Here is an 18,936-nt window from a genome sequence, read left to right on the forward strand (position 1 = left end):
CGAGCAAAAGGTGGGCGGGCTGGACGCTTACGCTGTTCAGCGGCATTGTCGGCATACTTACGGGCGTCGTCGTCCTGGTTGCTCCTTGGGTCGCCACGATAGTCTTGGCTTCTTTTTTATGGGCTAGCGTGGGCTTCTGGGCGATTTTCACCGGTGTGCTGGAGATATCCGCCGCCGTTCGGCTGCGTCAAGAAATCAAGGGTGAAATTTGGCTTGCCTTCAGTGGACTGCTCTCGATTGTCCTTGGCGCTATCGTCTTGTGGATATTTTTTTCCCGTCCGGTCGAGTCATTCCTGGCCGCAGGCTGGCTGTTGGGCTTCTATGCGGCAGTCTATGGTGTCACGCTTTTGTTCTTGAGTTGGCGTCTTCGCAAAACGCGCCAGGGATAAGAGCGGGTCAAACTAAATTCTATGGATATGAGCATCCTCGATTCATACCTCCATAGAAATGACATCGAAGGAGTCATACATGCAGATGCAATATAGCTATCGAGCTATCGACAAAGAGTTTCATGAACCTTGGCAGAGAGCTTTGGGAAATGTGATCGAGCACGCCCTCAAGCCATTGCTCGACAAACACACTAAAGATTCAGCGCAACTTCAAATCGTCCTTGATCGCGACAAGATCAAGCGGCAATTTCTGGCCAGTGGCTATATGCACCTGCCCGGCAAAAAGACTGTCAGCGTTACTGCATCACATGACGAGCTGACGCCCCTCGCGCAGATGCTCGCACAGTCGTTGTTCCGTCAGGCCAAGAAGCATTTTGACCGACTGCATGCTCAGGATCAAATCAAGCGCAAAGCACGACGCGAGCGCTTGCGCGAGCTCAAGGTGCGGATTGCCGCAAAACCCGCATCAGCCGCCCATGAGGCCGAGGCGACCCGAATGCCTCTACTGTCGAAACTTGAGGCTGTCGCAAGGCGTGAGCTGGCTTATCTGCGGGCCGTCGGCGATTTACCGCGCGATTATCCGACGCTGCGCGACGTGGTGGATGAAGCGATTGTCCGAGCTGAGGTGGAATGGCAATCCGTGCCGGGGGAAAAAGAGGCTTACACCGGTCTTTTGAAGCATCTGTTCGCCGTCCTGGATAACGAAGTGGCAAGCAGCCGGCAATTTGGCGAATTCGTTTCTCTGGACGCGCCGGTCGAACCGGATGCCCAAGACGTCGCCGAGGCCATGGTGGAAGAGGAAGTCTTCGAATTTTATCAGCCCGATGACACACTCAGGCTGGCCGATATCATCGCTGACAGTCAGCATCCCGATGCCGCAACGATCGCGGAACAGGAGGAGCTAGTTGATCGGTCGAGCGAGTTCGCTTTTGCATTCGACCTGCTGAAGGACATGCCGCGTTTGTGGCGGCGCATTTTTCTGCTTATCCGTGTGGACGGGCTGGATGCCAGCAGCGTCTCTGAAATCCTGCTGATTCCTAGTAAGGAAGATGCTGTCCGAAGGTGGCTCATGCAGGCCGAAGCATTCATCGCTGCTCATCTGGAAGAGGCCGGAGTAAGCAAAAACGGGAACGATTGGCTCCAAGGCGTTGATTGGTCGGCATTGTCTGTGACCCGGAGCGAGGCAGCCTCACTGTGGTCCAAGGAGGCGAACCATGAAGAATAATCTTCACCTCGTCTGTCCGCATTGCCAGTCCATCAACCGCGTACCGACTGCGAAGCTATCGGAACATCCCAACTGCGGCCGCTGCCAGCAGCCCTTGTTCACGGGCGAGCCCATCGAGTTGACCACGGCGACGTTCTCGCGCCACGTGGAGCGCAGCGACCTGCCACTGTTGGTCGATTTCTGGGCACCTTGGTGCGGGCCGTGCAAGATGATGGCCCCGCAGTTCCAGCAAGCGGCGCACCAGCTCGAACCCAGGATCCGGCTGGCGAAGGTGAATACCGAGGCTGAGCCCCACCTGGCCGCGCAGTTCGGTATCCGCAGCATCCCGACGCTCGCCCTGTTCCAGGGTGGGCGGGAGATCGGGCGTCAGGCCGGCGCCTTGGGCGCGCAGGACATCGTGCGCTGGGCATCTGCACAGGTGGGGCGCTGACCGATGCAGGACTTGCTCGGCGCCACCCTGATCCTGCTGGCGGCATGCAGCCTCGCGGCGGTGGCGACGGCGGCGTTCAGAGTACCCGCCTTGCTGGGTTACCTCGCCGTCGGCGCCTTACTGGGCCCCTCAGTCACCGGCGTGATCGCGCCGGGAGAAGCGCTTGATTTTCTGTCCGAGCTGGGAGTGGCGCTGCTGCTGTTCATGGTCGGACTGGAATTCTCCCTCGGGCACTTTTGGCTCACTCGCAAGACCGTACTGGTGGCTGGCAGTTTGCAGATGGTCGTTGTGGCCGCACCTCTGACCCTGATGCTGATGGGTTTGGGGCAGCCAGCTCAGAGCGCTGCGCTGCTCGGCACTGCGGCGGCCATGTCGTCCACGGCGCTGGTCAGCCGACAACTGGCCGACCAAGGCGAGCTCACCACCCGCCACGGCCGCAGTGTCATCGCCGTGCTGGTCTTTCAGGACCTGGCCAGCGTGCCCCTGCTGGCCTTGCTGGCGATCTGGGCGCGCGGCGAGTCGCCGAAGATCGAGCATGTGCTGCTCGAAGTATTCGGTGTGCTGCTGCTGTTCGCGGCAGCGGCCCTCGCCTCGCGCCGTCTGTTGCATGGCCTGCTGGGCTGGGTGGCGCGGCGGGGCCACGAGGAATCGTTCGTGCTCGTCTCCTTGTGCGTGGTGGTGGCTGCCGCCGCCGCTGCGCACGCGGTCGGCGTATCTGCCGCCCTGGGTGCGTTTTTGGCCGGCATGGTGCTGGGCGAGAGCGACTTCCGTCACCACATGGAAAGCCACCTCAAACCGTTTCGCGATGTGTTGTCGGGGGTGTTCTTCGTGACCATCGGCCTGCAGTTGGACGGAGCGCAGATTCTTTCGGCACCACTGGCGGTGCTCGCGTGGCTGGCAGTGCTGGTACCGGTCAAGATCGGGCTCAACACCCTGGCCTTGCGGGCGACGCGCCTGTCCGCCCTCGATGCCTGGCGCACGGGCATAGCGTTGGGGCATGGCGGCGAGTTCGCCCTGCTGTTGTTGGGCATGGTCTTGCAGCAGCATCTGATTCCCGCGACCGTCGTACAACCCATGCTGGTCGCGCTGGTGCTCAGCATGGCCTTGGCACCGCTACTGATCCGCCATCACGATGTACTTGCCCGGTTCTTGAGCCGCACCGGCGGCGTCATTCAGCCACCCCAGGCTGAAGAAGTTGAGATCACCGCGCAGACAGCGCGATTTCAAGACCACGTCATCATCTGCGGCGCGGGCGAGCTTGGCCTGACCGTCAGTGAGATTCTTCGCCACGCCGGCGTGGCGCATCTGCTGCTGGAAGCAGACGAGCAGAAGGTAGAGGCCGAGCGTGCCGCCGGCGTGCCGGTGTTCCATGGCGATGCGAGTCGGCCCGATACCCTGCTGGCTGCCGGGTTGGCGCAAGCGCGTCTGGTGGTGCTCACGTTCGCCCATGCCCAGCAAGTGCTGCGCATCGCCCAGGCGATTGCCGAGCGCCGTCCGGCGCTGACCTTGTGGGTGTCATGCAGAAGTACGACCGCGGCCGATGCATTTCGCGCCATGCCCAACGTGCGTGTGTACCAGCAATCCTTTGCCGCAGGCCTTGGGCTGGCGGAACAAGTGATGTCGTCGCTTGGCATGTCGGCCGAGCTCGTCGAACGAAACATCAGTGCGATGCGCCGCCGTCTCGACAGCGGCAATGTCGCAGGGAGTCCATCTGCATGAAGTCAACAGGCCGCAATCCATTTCAGGTCTTCCGTGACCAATGGGCCATCATGAGTTTTTACGAGCGCTTCGAGCAGGTCGTCGCGCTCGTGCTGTCGGCGGTGATTGCCGTCATCATCGTGGTGTCGCTGTTCCAGCTCATCTCCATCGTCTTCACGCTGCTGGTTCTCGATGCCTTCAATCCCCTGGATCACAAGGTATTCCAGAGTGTGTTCGGCATGATCATGACGCTCTTGATCGCGATGGAGTTCAAGCATTCCATCGTGCGCGTGGCGCTGCGTCGGGACAGCATCATCCAGGTCAAGACCGTGATCCTCATCGGCCTGATCGCGCTGGCACGCAAGTTCGTGGTCCTCGACCCCGACACGAGTCCCGCCAAAATCGCCGCGCTGGCAGGCGCCACACTGGCGCTTGGTACCACTTACTGGCTGCTGCGCGATCGCGACGACCGCGTCGCCGAGAAATCTGGGCATGAATCGTCATCATCCTAGTGACCTGCGCGCTGCGTGGTTGCAACATCGCTGGCTCAACCGCCTGCAGACCGGGCTGTTGAGCCTGACCCTGGTCGGGATCGCAGCCGCCGCAGGAAGCCTGCTGTTCGGGGAAAGCGGCCTGTGGCTCGCGCTGATTGCCGTTGCTGGCGCGCTGCTGCTGGAGCCGACAGCTGCGTCGGCGCTGACCTTGCGCCTGTACCGCGCACGGGCTTTGTACCCGCACGAAGCCCCCGAGATTTGGGCCCTGTTGCGCGAGCTGTCCGCCCGTGCCGGTTTGCTCGCCACGCCGGTGCCGCACTACGTGCCCAGTGCCGTCGTCAACGCCTTCGCCACCGGATCGAAGCAGGAGGCATCGATCGCCCTCACCGATGGCCTGCTGCGCAACCTGAATTCGCGCGAACTGGCGGGTGTGCTCGCGCACGAGGTCGCGCACATCGCCAATGAGGATATGCGTGTCATGGGGCTGGCGGATTCCGTCACTCGCCTCACGAGCCTGCTGGCCCTTATGGGACAGATCGCGATCCTGCTGAGCCTGCCCGCGCTGCTGGTTGGCGCGGCGGAGGTCTATTGGCCTGGTCTATTGTTATTGGCCGCATCGCCTCAGCTGGCCCTGCTCGCACAGCTCGGCTTGTCTCGCGTGCGTGAGTTCGACGCTGACCGCCTCGCTGCGGAACTGACTGGCGACCCGCAGGGGCTGGCGTCCGCGCTGGCGAAAATCGAGCGGGTCAGCCGCTCCTGGCGCGCCTGGTTGTGGCCGGGATGGGGCAATCCCGAACCCTTCTGGTTGCGCACGCATCCGGCCACGCAAGTACGCATCTCACGCGTACTGACGTTGGCGCCTGGGCCAGCATCAGCGTTGCCATTCCACGCGCCCCATTTCTTGCCGGAATCCGCTGTGACGCCGCGCCCGCCGCGCTGGCACCCGAGCGGGCTGTGGCGCTGATTGCCTATCAACAGGAGACTTCTCATGGCCTACCCCGACCCGTACCAACGTCCCGCGCCGGACCACTTCGTCCGGCGCTGGCTCTTCATCACCGCCTGTATTGCCACGCTCATGCTGGTGTGGCAGTTCCTGCCCGCCATCGAGGCCTGGTTCAGTCCGCGCGAGGCGGCAGATCGCACCGTGACGGCGCGTGGCGATCTGGCGGCGGACGAGAAAGCCACCATCGAACTGTTCGAAGAATCGCGCGCTTCGGTGGTCTACATCACCACCGCGCAGCTGGTGCGCGACGTCTGGACTCGCAATGTCTTTTCCATGCCGCGCGGCACCGGTTCGGGCTTTATCTGGGACGATGCCGGCCACGTCGTCACCAACTTCCACGTCATCCAGGGTGCTTCTGAAGCCACGGTCAAACTCGCCGATGGCCGCGACTACCAGGCCGCGCTGGTGGGGACGAGCCCAGCGCACGACATCGCCGTGCTCAAGATTGGCGTCGGTTTCAAGCGCCCGCCGGCCGTGCCGGTCGGCACCAGTGCCGACCTCAAGGTGGGTCAGAAGGTGTTCGCTATCGGCAACCCCTTCGGCCTGGACTGGACGCTCACCACCGGCATCGTCTCCGCGCTCGACCGCTCGTTACCCGGAGAAGCGGGCGGCCCGGCCATCGATCACCTGATCCAGACCGACGCCGCCATCAACCCTGGCAACTCCGGTGGGCCGCTGCTCGATTCGGCAGGAAGGCTCATCGGCATCAACACGGCGATCTATAGCCCCTCCGGCGCCTCGGCCGGGATTGGTTTCGCCGTGCCGGTGGACACCGTCATGCGCGTAGTCCCGCAACTCATCAAGACCGGTAAGTACATCCGTCCGGCGCTGGGCATTGAGGTGGACGAACAGCTCAATCAGCGCCTGCTTGCACTGACCGGAAGCAAGGGCGTGTTCGTGTTGCGTGTTACCCCTGGTTCGGCAGCGCACAAGGCCGGCCTCGCGGGTGTCGAAGTCACGCCGCAAGGCATCGTGCCGGGCGACCGCATCATCGATGTTGATGGCAAGGCGACGGACGATGTGGCCAAGCTGCTCGCGCGGCTAGACGACAGGAAGGTCGGCGATGTGGTGGTCTTGTCAGTGGAACGGGCCGGCAAATCGCGCGAGGTGCGTGTGGAGCTGCAACCCGGGAATTGATTGAACTGAACCTGTGGATCAGGCGGTAGTGCAGCGTCGCGGTGATTGAGGTTCTCAGGTCTTCGGCCAGGTAGCGTTCCGCCTCAACCTCCGTAATTTTCGGATGCGATCTGCCTATCCGAATAGGCAAGCATGCAACGCCGGAACCTCTTGCCAATCATCGAAGGAGAAAGCGAGGCGCAATCCGCATGAGGTGGACGCAGGCCAGGAACGAGGCAAACAGGAGGCCGCATTGGAACTCAGACTACTGCGCTATTTCGTTGCGGTCGCGGAAGAACTGCATTTCGCGCGAGCGGCCGAGCGCCTTGGCGTAGAACAATCGCCTGTGTCGCGCGCAATGCGCAATCTCGAAGCCACGCTCGGCGTGCAGTTGTTCGACCGCAGCGCGCACCAGACGCGACTGACCTGGGCCGGTCAAGTGTTCCTCGGTGAGTGCCGGCGTGTGCTGGCCACCGTGGAGCAGGCGGTGAGTGCCGCAAAGGCGGCGGCGCAGGGCTATCAGGGTTATCTGCGCATCGCCATCTGCGACAGCTTGGCGCAGCCCCACATTGCCACCTTGCTGGCGCGCAGCCGCGAGGAAGAGCCCGAACTGGAGATTCGCGTCTTCGAGCTGCCTTTCGCGCAGCAGCTCAAGGGCCTGCACAACGATCTGCTGGACATCGGCTTTGCGCTGTCGGACGCGGTGAGCGAAGGCCTTGTCGCCGAGCCCGTGTGGACCGATCCTCTGTCGGTGATCGTGCCCGTGCGCCACCCCTTGTTGGCGCACGCGGAAGTGCCATTGGATGAAGCCTTGAAGTTTCCGTTGGTACTGTGCCATCCGGACGCGGGATCGGGCTGCCACCACCAGATCCAGGCGGTGCTTCAAGGTGCGTCCAAGCCGCTCAAGCTGGTAGATCAGGTGACGAGCCTAGGCGTGATGCTGACTCTGGTCGGTGCCGGTTATGGCCTAGGTTTCGCCATTGCCTCGCAGGTGCAGACCCTGAACCGCCCCGACATAACCGTTCGCCCCTTGGCCGGCACGCCGCCCATGCTGTCCACCTACCTGCTGCGCCGCAGCGCCGAACCCTCTGAGCCCATGAAGCGGTTTCTGCAGCGCGCCCGCGAGGAGTTCCTGCCAAAGGGAGATGAACCGGCCTCGTGACGTTGAGCGCTCGGGTACATTGGCTATTGCTGGCTGTCCATGGCTCGCACTGGACTTGCTCGGAGCGCGCGTTGACCAAGCGTGGTTTTCAGTCCATAATTATGTCCATCTCGGTTCGCCGAGTGCGGAAAACTCGTTATCAATCAACGAGTTAGGAACACGATGATGTTCCCTTCACCCGCTCCACTTCGACTTTCCAGGGACTTCCACCGAACGCCAGGGAACGTCGTAAGTCATTGTCAGGATTGAGATTTTTACCTGATCTCAATCCACTGACATCCAGCGAAATCCACTCCCAGCCGGTTCTAACTGGTACGTTGAGCGGTACACTGGCAATACGGAGGTCCCCAAAACCGTATTGTTGCTGGAGGAGCCGGGGTTCCGTCGGGAACATGGCATCCAACTCGCTTCGCAGGAGTTGGACTCATGCTTTCAGACCTCCAGGTTCGACAGGCCAAGGTGACCGGCAAGGCGTATTCGCTTGTCGATTTCGACGGTCTCTACTTCTACATCTCCGCCACCGGCTTCAAGGCCTGGCACTTCCGCTTCACTTGGGGCGGCAAGCGCGAGCGCATGTCCTTCGGTGGCTATCCCGCGCTTTCCCTGAAAGACGCTCGCAATCTGCGCGACGAGGCCCGGGCCATGCTGGCCAAGGGCATCAACCCGCATTCGGAGCGCAAGCGCAAGCGCCACGCCATCGTCCTGGCGGGCGAGCACACCTTCCAGGCCATCTACGACAAATGGCTGGCCCACCGCAGCCTCTCTCTGGAAAATGAGGGCCGCCAAAGTACGCCCAAGCAGATCGGGCGCGTCTTCGCCAAGGACGTGTTTCCCGTATTGCGCCACCTGACCATCTACGACGTCACCCGCGCCCACCTGCTGGACATCATCGGCAGAGTGGAAAAGCGTGGCTCGCTGTCGGTGGCCGAGAAGCTGCGCACCTGGTTCAGCCAGCTATTCACCTACGCCTCGGTGGTGGTGCCCAACATGGGCGACAACCCGGCCAAGGATTTGGACGTGGTGGCGATGCCGCTGCCCCCGGTGGAGAACAATCCCTTTTTGCGCATGCCCGAGCTGCCGGCAATGCTGCAGACGTTGCGCAAGTACAGCGGTCGCCTGAATACGCAACTGGGTCTACGTCTGCTGCTGCTCACGGGCGTGCGCACCGGTGAATTGCGCTACGCCACGCCCGATCAGTTTGATCTGGAGCGCGGTCTGTGGATCATCCCGGTTGTCAGGCTCAAGCAACGCAAGCAGCTCACCAAGAAGAAGCGCCAGCGTTTCGCCGACATCCCGCCATACATCGTGCCACTGTCGTTGCAGGCACAAGAGGTCGTTCGTCATTTGCTGGGAAATCTGAAGCCAGCACAGGTGTATCTCATCCCCGGTGATTGGTGCCTGAAAAACCCTCTGAGCGAGAACACGCTCAATGGCGCGCTCAAGCGTATGGGCTATGAAGACCAACTCACTGGGCATGGCGTTCGCGCCACCATCTCGACTGCGCTCAATGAATTGGGGTATCCGCCCAAGTGGGTAGACGCCCAACTTTCGCATGCCGATCCGGATCGGATCAGCGCGACCTACAACCACGCCGAGTACGTCGAGCAACGCCGCGTCATGATGCAGGACTGGGCCGACCGGCTGGACTTGTTCGAGCAGAATCAGGTCGAAGTTGCCAGCACGCACTTGACCATCACGTTGCAGGGCCTGCCCACAATCGCCGGACAGGCGGCAGCGCAGCCGCCCGCCCTGAATCCAAACGCCCCTCAGTTGATCGTTGCGCCTGCACCCGATGCACCAGCGGTTCCAGCTTCCGTCTATCGACTTTCGGCGGTGCATCTGCCCGAGTACGCGCGACCCACGCTGTCAGAGGTGCAGCGCGAGCGCTTGCAATTGCTGGAGATATTCGAGGCATCCCACAACCTGTCGGTGGCCGATTACGCCAAGCTGGTTGGCAAGTCCCGCCGCTGGATCACTTACGAGATTCAGGCCGGCAATCTCCTGTCGATCCATCTGGGTCACCGTGGGCAGCGCGTCCCGGACTGGCAACTCGACCCCATCAAGCGCAAGCTGATTCAGGCTGTCCTGAAGCTGGTGCCGCGCGGTATCGACACCTGGCACATCTATCACGCACTGCTGCGGCCATACGATGCCCTGGGCAAGTGTCCAGTCATCGAGGCCGTCGATCCGACCAACCTGCATCTTGCAGCTCGACTGGTCGCCGCACATGCCATAGAAACCGATGAGCTTGCAGAGCAATCGGAGGCGTCTCCGGTGCTGGCCAGGCAGACTGTAGAGCGCCTGGTAAAAACGGCAATGTTGGTTGATATGCCCGAAGATCCCGTCGCCCGTTGAGCTGAGGCCGGGCGGCAGCACCGTCCGGTCAAGGTCAAAGGAGGGAACGTCGATCGCTTCGCATGGCCGCCCATCCGTCTTCTGCGCGGCCAACTCGCAATTTCCACGTTTTGGCAGGCAGCGTTTAGCGTCGGATCAGCGCTCGGCAGTCACCATAGGCGACTTCTCGGTAATGCTATCTCGCTATATCAGTATCTCGATCGGATATGACACCAGCGGATTTTCGTTGCCAATCTCAAGCCCCGATCAATAGATTCCGAGCGTTCGCCGCTTTTTGAAACCGCTGGCGCATCAGACCATACCGATACGGTTTTGCGAGAGCAGCCACTTCTCACGATCCTGATAGTGCAAGCGTCACTGTCGAGCCGCGACGGACGCTCGATTTTCTTGTGCTCGATGGATTTTTGCACATCGAGCACACAACGCCTACTCGTTGCGCGAACTGATCAGAAGTAATCAAAAGCGGGCGTCATCACTCGCGTCTTGCGCGGACAACAGGCCGACCATGAGGACGGCTGCAAAAGCAGTCGGCCCTGTAGTTCTTCTCCTGGAAGGAGACGGAGCATGCACGAGAACAAAAATGATGCACCAACATCAAAGGTGTTCTACCGCCCGCTCGAAGCGTCCATCCGCTGGGCCGGACTGCTGCGATACGAGCAGGTGATCCTGGCTTCGGTCTCGTCGCCTATGAATCTGCCGCAGTCGCTGGACTGCCCACGTTTGGGCGAACTGCGGCTGTACACCGACCGCATCTATGACGGCATCCTCAACGGGGAACTGCCCTTCGGGCAGCACGGCATCACGACGCGCGACACCGCGTTGATCGAATCGCCTGATCTGACGGTACGCCATGTCGATCTGAAGTGCTGGATGCGCCAGCACTACCCCGAGCAGCGGCCCGGCTTTCTCTTCTCCCGCGGCGAGCGCATCACCCATCCCTCCATCTCTCTGGAAACAGGGCAAGCCATGCTGGTCGAACGCCAGGCTTTGAAATCCGCCCTGGAACAGACCAAACGTCAGCTCCGCGATTTGCAGGACAAGCATGACGCGCTGCTCAAGCAGCCCACGGTGATTCCGGCATGCGCGCAGTGTCCGATCAGTGATCGGGCCGAGGCCACCTACCTGAACATCGTTGGCGGCCTGTTGGAGCTGATGCTCGGCCAGTCGCCATCGGGCACGCCGTACTCCAGCTTCAAGACGCAGGAGGCCGTGGTCAGCGCGCTGGTTGCCCATCACAGCGGCGCCATGGGCATCGCGGAGCGGACATTGAACGGCAAGTTCGCCACCGCCAGGCGCCGACTGCGTAGCGCCTCCCTCTGAGATTTGCCAGCTTGTATGTGCAGTCGCGGGGATTGCATTTGCAATGTCTTTTCGCAGCCGTGTCTATTGAATAGAGGTCACGCCAACAAACGCCACTGAGCGTTCAGGAGTGACCGCCATGTCGCAAACACCTGTACTGCAGCCAAACGAACGCCGCATCCTGCGCCTGGAAGAAGTCGAAGCGAAATCCGGTTTCAAGCGCGCCCACATCTACAACCTGATGAAGAAACGCCAGTTCCCGCAGGCGCTGCGTCTGGGCGTGCGCGCCGTGGGCTGGGATTCCATCGAAATCGATCAGTGGATCGACGAGCGCGTCAACAACCGGGCCTGACCCGTTCTCTCGCGGACTTTCCATCCTGACCCGGAGAACGCCATGCAGGTCGTATCCATCATTTCAACCAAAGGTGGGGTCGGCAAGACCACCACGGCCGCAAACCTTGGCGGTCTCGCTGCGGACGCCGGGCTGCGCGTGCTGCTGCTCGATCTCGATGTGCAGCCCACCTTGTCCTCCTACTACGAGCTGGCCCATCGTGCGCCGGGCGGTATCTATGAATTGCTGGCCTTCAACGAGCGCGACCTCGGCCAGCTTGTGTCCCGCACGATCATCGCGGGCCTGGACTTGGTGCTCTCCAACGACCACCGAGGCGAACTGAACACCTTGCTGCTGCACGCGCCAGACGGGCGACTGCGGCTGCGACACCTACTGCCGATACTGAACCCCCTCTACGACCTGGTGCTGATCGACACCCAGGGCGCGCGCTCGGTGCTGCTGGAGATGGCGGTGCTGGCCTCCGACCTCGCGCTGTCGCCCGTGACCCCGGAAATCCTCGCCGCCCGCGAACTGCGGCGCGGCACCATGCAGTTGCTGGCGGACATTGCGCCGTACCGGCACCTGGGCATCGAGCCGCCGCCGTTGCACCTGCTCATCAACCGCGTCCATCCGGTGTCCGCCAACGCACGGCTGATCCAGCAGGCGCTGCGCGATCTGTTCCAGGGCCACACCGGCATTCGGGTTCTGGCTACCGACGTGCCGGCCATTGAGGCTTATCCGCGGGCCGCGACGCGCGGCCTGCCGGTGCATCGGGTCGAGTACCGCCAGCCAGTGGGCAGAGTCGCTCCCGCCGCGCTCACCACCATGCGCGATCTTGCCGACGAGTTGTTCCCGCAGTGGCAGGATCGATTGGCCGCAGTGTCCGGCCGTCCGCCACAGCCTCTTGATATCAGGAGGCCCCATGGCGAACGCACATGAACTGGCCCGAGGCCACAATCGGCTGCGCGCCCTGATCGAGTTCGCCGTCGGCGAAGGCTGGCACGTCAAGCGCACGGCGGGCGGTCACCTCAAGTTCACCAAGGCAGGCTGCGCCGCGATCTACACCAGTTCGACGGCCAGCGATCACCGGGCAGCCCTCAACGCCCGTGCGCAGATCCGTCGTGCCGAGCGCGAGACCCGATCCCAAGCGCAGGGGGGCGGCCATGACTGAGATCACCTCCCAGCAGATGGCCGGCAAACTGCTTGCGTCCGGGTTCGAGCGCAGCGGCCCGTCAGCAACGACCTTGAGCGACCCGATCGCCGACACGCCCATGGTCGTGACGCTCGACCAGTTGCGCCCCTACGACCACGACCCGCGCAAGAAGCGCAATCCGGTGTACGAGGAAATCAAGGCATCCATCCGCGAGCGTGGCCTGGACGCGGCTCCGGCCATCACCCGGCGGCCCGGCGACGATCACTACATCATCCGCAATGGCGGCAACACGCGACTGGCAATCCTGCGCGAACTCTGGTCGGAGACCCGGGACGAACGTTTTTTTCGGGTCTCATGCCTGTTCCGCCCATGGCCCGAGCGTGGCGAGATCGTCGCGCTCACCGGGCATCTTGCGGAAAACGAACTGCGCGGTGGCCTCACCTTCATCGAGCGCGCTTTGGGCGTCGAGAAAGCGCGCGAGTTCTACGAACTGGAAATCCGCTCCACCCTGAGCCAGTCCGAGCTGGCCCGCCGCCTGGCCGCGGACGGATACCCCGTGCAGCAGTCGCACATCAGCCGGATGGCCGACGCCGTACGCTACCTGCTGCCCGCAATCCCGACCGTGCTCTACGCCGGCCTGGGGCGTCACCAGGTCGAGCGGTTGTCGGTCATGCGCAAGGCCTGCGAGCGCACCTGGGAGCACTACGCCAAAGGCCGCTCACTGGTTCAGGACTTCGACGAGTTCTTTCAGGATGTGCTGTCGCAATTCGATGTCCAGGCCGACGAGTTCTCTGCGCAGCGCGTACAGGACGAGCTGATCGGCCAGATGACCGAATTGCTGGACGTCGATTACGACGTGCTCGCTCTGGACATGACCGAATCCGAGAGCCGCCAGCGGGCCTTGGTCAGCGAGCCGACGCCGCCCTCGACGCCGCCTGCCTTGCCAGAGCCAGAAGCCATCGCGCGCCCACCGGCCGATACTGCGCCACCTGCTGCGAGGCCGACGGCAACGCCCTCGACGGGCGAGAGCGACGCGGACGCCAGTCATTCTGGCGCAGCCAGTCCGGCGGTAGATGACGACGTGCTTCGGGAGCACATCGTCTCGCCAGCGCCGACGACCGAACGGCTTGAGTCCATCCAGCGCATGGTCGCCGACCAGTTGGGCGATCCACTGCCGCACGACTTCTCGGCGAATGTCTTGCAGTCCATCCCGGTGCAGGCCGGCGGGCTCTATCCGATCTCGGATGTCTGGTACATCGCCCCCGGCCTGGACACACCCGAGCACCTGCGCATCCACGTCGCGCAGTTTGCCCGCGAGATTGCGGTCGAGGCAGACCTGGGCGAGTGCATCGATGACCGCCCAGACGGCATCGGCTTCGCCTGCCGTGCTCGCACCACAAACCCAGCGCCGCTGGGCCGTGCCGTCCATACGCTGTTGGCTTGCCTGGCCGGTCAGCAGCCCGCCGATGTCGGTCTGGACAACGGGCAACTCGTCATCGACCTGCCGGCGCTGCTGCACGGCCAGGGCGACGTAACCCGACGATTGAGCGACACCGCGCTGGTCAAGCTGTTCCGCCTGCTGCGACTGGCCCGCCGCCTGCTCGATCTCGAAGCCGGCGCTGCGGACTCTGGAACCTAAGCGAGGGAGGCCAGCATGTCCACAGCACACCCACTCAACCAGGCTGTCATCGCCCAGGCCCTCTATGACCTGCGCAATGGGCAACTGCGCCGCTGCAAACTGATGGGGTTTGGCGAGGCAGAGCTGGACGCCCTCAAGCATCCCGCGCTGATCAGCGTGCTGGCCAACGCCAACGTCTCCTGGTGCTCAGTGACGGTCAACCGCGAAGTGCTGCGGCGGCTGCTCCAGCAGGCGCAGGACGTGGAGAAGGAAATCGCCACAGTCGATCGCATGCTCAGGCTGGGCGCGAGCACGGAGATGGTCAGCAAGTTCTATGGCTTGACGCATCAGGAAGTAGCGCTTCGCCGTGAAATCCTCGGTCTGCCCAAGCGCAAGGGCCGACATCCCGTGCTGGACGAGGAGCAGGACACGGAGCTGTGGCGGCAATGGAAGGCCGTGACCAACAGCAGGACGGTCGATCTCGAAGACGAAACCTCCATTCTCGATGCCGCCATGGACTTGGCCGAAGGCATGTCGCTGCCTCTGTCGGTGGTCTGGGCCTCGATCAAGGGCTGGGTCGATCAGGGATTGGCTTGAGTCATGGCCGTGGACGACACCGCACCACGAGTCCGACGCCAAGGCCCCATCGCACTCGCAGAGCTGTTCGATGCTGCGCTGAAAGACCTTGCGCCCAAGCCCGCCCCCAGCGCACCTGCGCCTACACCGGCACAGTCGCCCACGCCTACCTCCGGCGATGCTTTCCTCTTCAGTGGCAACCGGCACGAGACGGTGCCACGCAAGTTGTTCCTCGACCGCCGCCTGACGCCGCTGGAACGAAACGCCTGGCAAGTGTTCCGGCTGATGCTCAACGACGATGGTGTGACCGCATTTCCCACCTACGAGCAGTTGCGGCCCTGGCTGGCGTCCATGCCCTGCGCAGGCCAGGCCTCGCATGAAACCGTGGCACGGGCGCTGACACTGATGCGCCTGACCCGCTGGCTGAGCCTGGTTCGGCGACGGCGTGACCCCAAGACTGGCCGCATCCTCGGCAATCTGTACGTGCTGCACGACGAACCTCTGACACCGTTCGAGGCCATGCAGCTCGACCCGGACTACCTGCAACTCGTCAGCCAGGCGCTCGGCCATTCTGCCAAGGCCGTGCAGATCGTGGGCCTGCACACGCTCAAGGAAATCGGTGAAGACCCATTGCTGGCCGGACGCACCCTCCCGTCACGGTTGCAGGTGATGGCCGAACGCCTCGCCAACCAGGACCTTACGGCCAGCGATAGTTATCCACAGGAAGACGCCATTCACGATTCCGAAGAAGGGGCTCCGAGCCTTCTTCGGAATGGCGAACGCCCCACTACGGATTCCGAAGCAGGGCCGAAACCCGCGCCAGACGTCTCTCTTCGGAATCCGAAGCAGGCCCGTACAGTACGTAGTAGTTGTATTAATGAAATACGTACTACTGCGCAGGCGCGCGCACTGGACGATCTGCAATGGCCCAAGCGCTTTGCGCAACTGAAGGCGGAACAGCAGGCGGGTGCCAAGGTGGCATTGCAGCAGGTTGATGCCTCGCTGAGGCAGGACGTGCTGGACGAATGGGCCGCGCGTTGTAGCAACCACGGCATCCGCAATCCCGCAGGGTATCTGTTCGGCATCATCCAGCGGGCCATCCACGGTGAGTTCAATGCCTGGGCAAAGAAAGACCCGCCACCGGCACCCACTCAACCAAACGAACGGCCACCACCCGCACCGCCGGCCCAAACGCAGGGTAAGCCGGTGCCACCAGAAGTCGCCAGGCAGCACATCGAGCGGCTTCGAGATCTGCTCGCCAACAAGTGAGCAGGCTGGCAAGGCGGTGAAGTGGACACCCATGGATGCCAATAGAGCTATCCCCTGGGGATAGTTCCACCGTTGGGGCGGATGCTGTGCAGTCGCAGACCTGACATCGAACATCTGCCGCAGCAGCGGCGTTGCCCGTCCTGATCCCGACGTGCAGCGTTCGTTGGCGCTCCATGGAGCTATCCCCTGGGGATAGCTCGCGCCGCATGCGGCCACCACGCGTTGAACCGGGGTCTGGCTGGTTTCGGTTTGTTGACTGACTGCCTTCCGCTTCCTGCCGAAGCTGACCGCTCCTTTTCCCACAACGAGCGGACACCATGGCAACCAATGAACCTCTGCAACTGAATCTCGGCTCCCTGCGCAGCGCGATGTCGCTGACGCTTCACACGCACCACGCCTCGCGCATCTGGCATGGCCGTGCCGCCGCCGAGGGGCGACCCGGCATCGTCGGCCTGAACGGCTACATCGCCCAAATGAACAAGATGCGGCGCGGTTCGGAGCAGGACGACCCGTACTCGGATTGGTGGATGCTGCGCATCGAGGTCAAGCTCGACCAGACCAAGACCACGCTGCAATCGCTGCGCGAGCAGGTGGATCAGGCGCTGGCAAGCGTGCCGCCGGCACTCAGCCTGGGCGAGAACCTCAACGTGCAGCCCGTCAAGTTGCCGCTGTTCGTCAATGCGCAGCTCGGCTTTGCCGCCGTCTATCTGCTGGCCGACTACGACGACATCGCCCGCAAACTGATCCTCGCCCACCACACGGCGCTCATCGACCGCAGCACCTTGGAGCGCTGGCTCAACGAGGGCGCCCATGCACTGCGCAGCCTGTTCTCGCTGGCCCAGCAATACCGCTATTCGGGCTGTACGCGCGACGACTTCGTGTCGAAGAACGCCGCAGCACGGGCGGCGTTGGAGAAATTCGGCGAACTGCCGCAGGACGTGCTGGAAGGCACGCGCCGCTCGAAGTTCGCGCCGCCCATCGTGCGCCGTGGCCTGCAACAGCGTGCTGAGAGTCCTGCTGCAGCGCCTGCCCCCAACGACGAGGCCGCCACCGGCGCGGTGCCCGAGGTCGGCGCCGGCGAGGTCGAGGGCGAGCAGGCATGAGCGATCCGAACCGCGAACCCCGCTACTTCCAGGGCCTGCAACAGGCTGCCTTCATGAAGCTGGAACACGCTGCCTCTCTAAAAGGCCTTTTAAAGCCTTTTAAGGGTAAGGGGGATCTTGAGGGCTGGGCCAGCCAGTGCTTCGCCATGCGCGACGAGTTGATTGGCTTGGCGCAGCGGCAGGTGCTGCAACAGGCAGTCGGGCATCCCTTCCACCTGCTGCCCGTGGAGTTGGCCCAGCAAACCACTGGCGCAGGCACGGCGTTTTTGCGCTGGCGCAAGCACGACCGCTCAGCCATGGGCGTAGCCCTGTGGCAGGAATTGATGGCGAACATCGGCACGCCGGTCAACCTGTTGGCCGAGCTGCACGCGATTGAGCTTCAGCGCATCACGCTGAACATGCAGATCAGCCTGTTGCACACCTTGGGCAGGCAGGCCCAGGAGTGCGCCAGCAAGGCCGCCAAGGCGGAAGACGCCTACCTGCGCAGGCTCAAGTCCATCCCACCTGGAATGCGTGATCGGTGATGACACCGGACACCCCAGTACGCGCCCGACGCCGACGCGGCTCGGGTATTTCAATCACCATGGAGATTGCAACATGAGCACGCATTTTTGGGGCGAAGGCAACATTGGCTCCCCGCCCGAGTACCGGGAGTTCCCCAACGGCAACGACGAGCCGCGGCGCTTGCTGCGGCTGAACGTGTATTTCGACAACCCCGTTCCCACCAAAGGCGGCGACTTCGAGGATCGCGGCGGCTTTTGGGCGCCAGTGGAAATCTGGCACCGTGACACCGCGCACTGGAAAAACCTCTACCAGAAAGGCATGCGCGTGCTGGTCGTCGGCCGCATGGAGCGCGAGCCCTGGACGGACAACGAAGATCAGCCACGCGAGACCTGGCAGATCAACGCGCGCAGCGTCGGCATCCTGCCGTTCCGCATCGAGTCCGTGACCCTCAGCCCGAAGCCGCAGGATGCGGAGGCAAAGTCCCAGGCAGTCCAGGAACCGGCTGCGCCAAAAGAGCCGCGGCGTAGGAAGTGACCCGGCATGGGCCGGCCACTGTTCGCCGTTCCATGCTCTCGCGAGCTATCCCCAGGGGATAGCTCCATCAACGTCCACCGGCTTCCATGCGCTCCCGAAAATCGCGGCTCCCGGCCCGCACACCCCGGCTGCACGCCATCTCCGCCCCAGCCATTCCATCCTGTGAAAGTGGTCGCCACCGCTTGCGACTTGTTTGCTGCTGCCCCTGGCGGTGCCCGGCATCCTCGATTCCAGCAACTCAATGAACCACGGAAATCGGATGGACGGACATGCGGCTGTTCTTGTGCGAGAAGCCCTCCCAGGGCAAGGATATTGGCCGGATTCTCGGCGCGACGCGGCGCGGTGAAGGCTGCCTCAACGGCTCCGGCATCACCATCACCTGGTGCATCGGCCATCTCGTAGAAGCGGCAGCACCCGAGGTCTATGACGCGGCGCTCAAGCGCTGGTCGCTGGAACAGTTGCCCATCATTCCCCAGCAGTGGCGGGTCGAGGTCAAACCGAAGGCCGCCACGCAATTCAAGGTCGTCAAGGCGCTTCTGGCGAAGGCGACCCATCTCGTCATCGCCACCGATGCCGACCGCGAGGGCGAACTGATCGCCCGAGAGATCATCGACCTGTGCGGCTACCGTGGCCCCATCGAACGCTTGTGGCTGTCGGCGCTCAACGATGCGTCGATC

20 protein-coding genes are annotated in these 18,936 nt (G+C 62.9%); all 20 read left to right on the forward strand.

Annotation, left to right across the window (positions count from 1 at the left end; genetic code table 11):
* On the forward strand, positions 1–389 hold a 389-nt coding region (locus tag HMPREF2924_RS24350), incomplete at its 5' end, for an HdeD family acid-resistance protein (protein ID WP_177344965.1).
* A 79-nt stretch (positions 390–468) separates the two neighbouring features.
* On the forward strand, positions 469–1,614 hold the full coding sequence (locus tag HMPREF2924_RS24355) for an RNA polymerase sigma factor (RefSeq protein ID WP_023101529.1): 1,146 nt from the start codon (positions 469–471) through the stop codon (positions 1,612–1,614).
* Positions 1,604–2,044: a heat resistance system thioredoxin Trx-GI gene (trx-GI, locus tag HMPREF2924_RS24360; RefSeq protein ID WP_023083191.1), complete on the forward strand. Its 441-nt coding sequence runs from the start codon at positions 1,604–1,606 to the stop codon at positions 2,042–2,044. The genes HMPREF2924_RS24355 and trx-GI overlap by 11 nt, the downstream gene beginning before the upstream one ends.
* 3 nt (positions 2,045–2,047) lie before the next feature.
* Positions 2,048–3,763, forward strand: coding sequence for a heat resistance system K+/H+ antiporter KefB-GI (kefB-GI, locus tag HMPREF2924_RS24365; RefSeq protein ID WP_023101530.1), 1,716 nt, complete (start codon positions 2,048–2,050; stop codon positions 3,761–3,763).
* A complete protein-coding gene (locus HMPREF2924_RS24370; protein WP_049301369.1) occupies positions 3,760–4,254 on the forward strand; it encodes a phosphate-starvation-inducible PsiE family protein in 495 nt (164 codons plus the stop codon). The genes kefB-GI and HMPREF2924_RS24370 overlap by 4 nt, the downstream gene beginning before the upstream one ends.
* Positions 4,235–5,200 carry a zinc metalloprotease HtpX gene (locus HMPREF2924_RS24375; protein ID WP_023101532.1) on the forward strand — a complete coding sequence of 322 codons (966 nt, stop codon included), beginning with the start codon at positions 4,235–4,237 and terminating at the stop codon, positions 5,198–5,200. The genes HMPREF2924_RS24370 and HMPREF2924_RS24375 overlap by 20 nt, the downstream gene beginning before the upstream one ends.
* Before the next feature lie 24 nt (positions 5,201–5,224).
* Entirely contained in the window at positions 5,225–6,376 is a 1,152-nt protein-coding gene (locus tag HMPREF2924_RS24380; protein WP_023101533.1) for a S1C family serine protease, read from the forward strand.
* Positions 6,377–6,608: 232 nt separating this feature from the next.
* Positions 6,609–7,517, forward strand: coding sequence for a LysR family transcriptional regulator (locus tag HMPREF2924_RS24385; RefSeq protein ID WP_003141085.1), 909 nt, complete (start codon positions 6,609–6,611; stop codon positions 7,515–7,517).
* 426 nt (positions 7,518–7,943) lie between these two features.
* Positions 7,944–9,872, forward strand: a complete 1,929-nt coding sequence (locus HMPREF2924_RS24390) for a tyrosine-type recombinase/integrase (RefSeq protein ID WP_014596114.1) — start codon at positions 7,944–7,946, stop codon at positions 9,870–9,872.
* Positions 9,873–10,436: 564 nt separating this feature from the next.
* Complete coding sequence (locus HMPREF2924_RS24395; RefSeq protein ID WP_023124750.1) at positions 10,437–11,192, forward strand: hypothetical protein; 756 nt, start codon at positions 10,437–10,439, stop codon at positions 11,190–11,192.
* Between the two features lie 118 nt (positions 11,193–11,310).
* Positions 11,311–11,523, forward strand: a complete 213-nt coding sequence (locus tag HMPREF2924_RS24400; protein WP_014603611.1) for an AlpA family transcriptional regulator — start codon at positions 11,311–11,313, stop codon at positions 11,521–11,523.
* A 42-nt stretch (positions 11,524–11,565) separates the two neighbouring features.
* Positions 11,566–12,441, forward strand: a complete 876-nt coding sequence (locus HMPREF2924_RS24405) for a ParA family protein (RefSeq protein WP_022579827.1) — start codon at positions 11,566–11,568, stop codon at positions 12,439–12,441.
* Positions 12,425–12,673, forward strand: a complete 249-nt coding sequence (locus tag HMPREF2924_RS24410) for a hypothetical protein (protein ID WP_022579828.1) — start codon at positions 12,425–12,427, stop codon at positions 12,671–12,673. The genes HMPREF2924_RS24405 and HMPREF2924_RS24410 overlap by 17 nt, the downstream gene beginning before the upstream one ends.
* Positions 12,666–14,294 carry a ParB family protein gene (locus HMPREF2924_RS24415; protein ID WP_033940618.1) on the forward strand — a complete coding sequence of 543 codons (1,629 nt, stop codon included), beginning with the start codon at positions 12,666–12,668 and terminating at the stop codon, positions 14,292–14,294. The genes HMPREF2924_RS24410 and HMPREF2924_RS24415 overlap by 8 nt, the downstream gene beginning before the upstream one ends.
* A gap of 15 nt (positions 14,295–14,309) precedes the next feature.
* Positions 14,310–14,870: a DUF2857 domain-containing protein gene (locus tag HMPREF2924_RS24420; protein WP_022579830.1), complete on the forward strand. Its 561-nt coding sequence runs from the start codon at positions 14,310–14,312 to the stop codon at positions 14,868–14,870.
* A 3-nt stretch (positions 14,871–14,873) separates the two neighbouring features.
* On the forward strand, positions 14,874–16,118 hold the full coding sequence (locus HMPREF2924_RS24425) for an STY4528 family pathogenicity island replication protein (RefSeq protein ID WP_023124752.1): 1,245 nt from the start codon (positions 14,874–14,876) through the stop codon (positions 16,116–16,118).
* A 317-nt stretch (positions 16,119–16,435) separates the two neighbouring features.
* Complete coding sequence (locus tag HMPREF2924_RS24430; protein WP_023124753.1) at positions 16,436–17,221, forward strand: PFL_4669 family integrating conjugative element protein; 786 nt, start codon at positions 16,436–16,438, stop codon at positions 17,219–17,221.
* Positions 17,218–17,745, forward strand: a complete 528-nt coding sequence (locus HMPREF2924_RS24435; RefSeq protein WP_023124754.1) for a DUF3158 family protein — start codon at positions 17,218–17,220, stop codon at positions 17,743–17,745. Before HMPREF2924_RS24430 ends, HMPREF2924_RS24435 begins: the two co-directional genes overlap by 4 nt.
* Before the next feature lie 73 nt (positions 17,746–17,818).
* A complete protein-coding gene (locus tag HMPREF2924_RS24440; RefSeq protein ID WP_023124755.1) occupies positions 17,819–18,259 on the forward strand; it encodes a single-stranded DNA-binding protein in 441 nt (146 codons plus the stop codon).
* 269 nt (positions 18,260–18,528) lie between these two features.
* Positions 18,529–18,936 (forward strand): toprim domain-containing protein (locus HMPREF2924_RS24445; protein ID WP_256567975.1); only part of this gene is annotated, 408 nt, incomplete at its 3' end.

This window comes from Pseudomonas sp. HMSC063H08 (assembly GCF_001813645.1).
Taxonomy (GTDB): domain Bacteria; phylum Pseudomonadota; class Gammaproteobacteria; order Pseudomonadales; family Pseudomonadaceae; genus Pseudomonas; species Pseudomonas aeruginosa.

Bases quoted from the DNA above. Each gene is read 5' to 3' on its own strand.
- HMPREF2924_RS24395 (WP_023124750.1), top strand. From the start codon at position 10,437: ATGCACGAGAACAAAAATGATGCACCAACATCAAAGGTGTTCTACCGC.
- HMPREF2924_RS24405 (WP_022579827.1), top strand. From the start codon at position 11,566: ATGCAGGTCGTATCCATCATTTCAACCAAAGGTGGGGTCGGCAAGACC.
- HMPREF2924_RS24375 (WP_023101532.1), top strand. From the start codon at position 4,235: ATGAATCGTCATCATCCTAGTGACCTGCGCGCTGCGTGGTTGCAACAT.
- HMPREF2924_RS24430 (WP_023124753.1), top strand. From the start codon at position 16,436: ATGGCAACCAATGAACCTCTGCAACTGAATCTCGGCTCCCTGCGCAGC.
- HMPREF2924_RS24415 (WP_033940618.1), top strand. From the start codon at position 12,666: ATGACTGAGATCACCTCCCAGCAGATGGCCGGCAAACTGCTTGCGTCC.
- trx-GI (WP_023083191.1), top strand. From the start codon at position 1,604: ATGAAGAATAATCTTCACCTCGTCTGTCCGCATTGCCAGTCCATCAAC.
- HMPREF2924_RS24400 (WP_014603611.1), top strand. From the start codon at position 11,311: ATGTCGCAAACACCTGTACTGCAGCCAAACGAACGCCGCATCCTGCGC.
- HMPREF2924_RS24370 (WP_049301369.1), top strand. From the start codon at position 3,760: ATGAAGTCAACAGGCCGCAATCCATTTCAGGTCTTCCGTGACCAATGG.
- HMPREF2924_RS24410 (WP_022579828.1), top strand. From the start codon at position 12,425: ATGGCGAACGCACATGAACTGGCCCGAGGCCACAATCGGCTGCGCGCC.
- HMPREF2924_RS24355 (WP_023101529.1), top strand. From the start codon at position 469: ATGCAGATGCAATATAGCTATCGAGCTATCGACAAAGAGTTTCATGAA.
- kefB-GI (WP_023101530.1), top strand. From the start codon at position 2,048: ATGCAGGACTTGCTCGGCGCCACCCTGATCCTGCTGGCGGCATGCAGC.
- HMPREF2924_RS24390 (WP_014596114.1), top strand. From the start codon at position 7,944: ATGCTTTCAGACCTCCAGGTTCGACAGGCCAAGGTGACCGGCAAGGCG.
- HMPREF2924_RS24380 (WP_023101533.1), top strand. From the start codon at position 5,225: ATGGCCTACCCCGACCCGTACCAACGTCCCGCGCCGGACCACTTCGTC.
- HMPREF2924_RS24440 (WP_023124755.1), top strand. From the start codon at position 17,819: ATGAGCACGCATTTTTGGGGCGAAGGCAACATTGGCTCCCCGCCCGAG.
- HMPREF2924_RS24435 (WP_023124754.1), top strand. From the start codon at position 17,218: ATGAGCGATCCGAACCGCGAACCCCGCTACTTCCAGGGCCTGCAACAG.
- HMPREF2924_RS24425 (WP_023124752.1), top strand. From the start codon at position 14,874: ATGGCCGTGGACGACACCGCACCACGAGTCCGACGCCAAGGCCCCATC.
- HMPREF2924_RS24420 (WP_022579830.1), top strand. From the start codon at position 14,310: ATGTCCACAGCACACCCACTCAACCAGGCTGTCATCGCCCAGGCCCTC.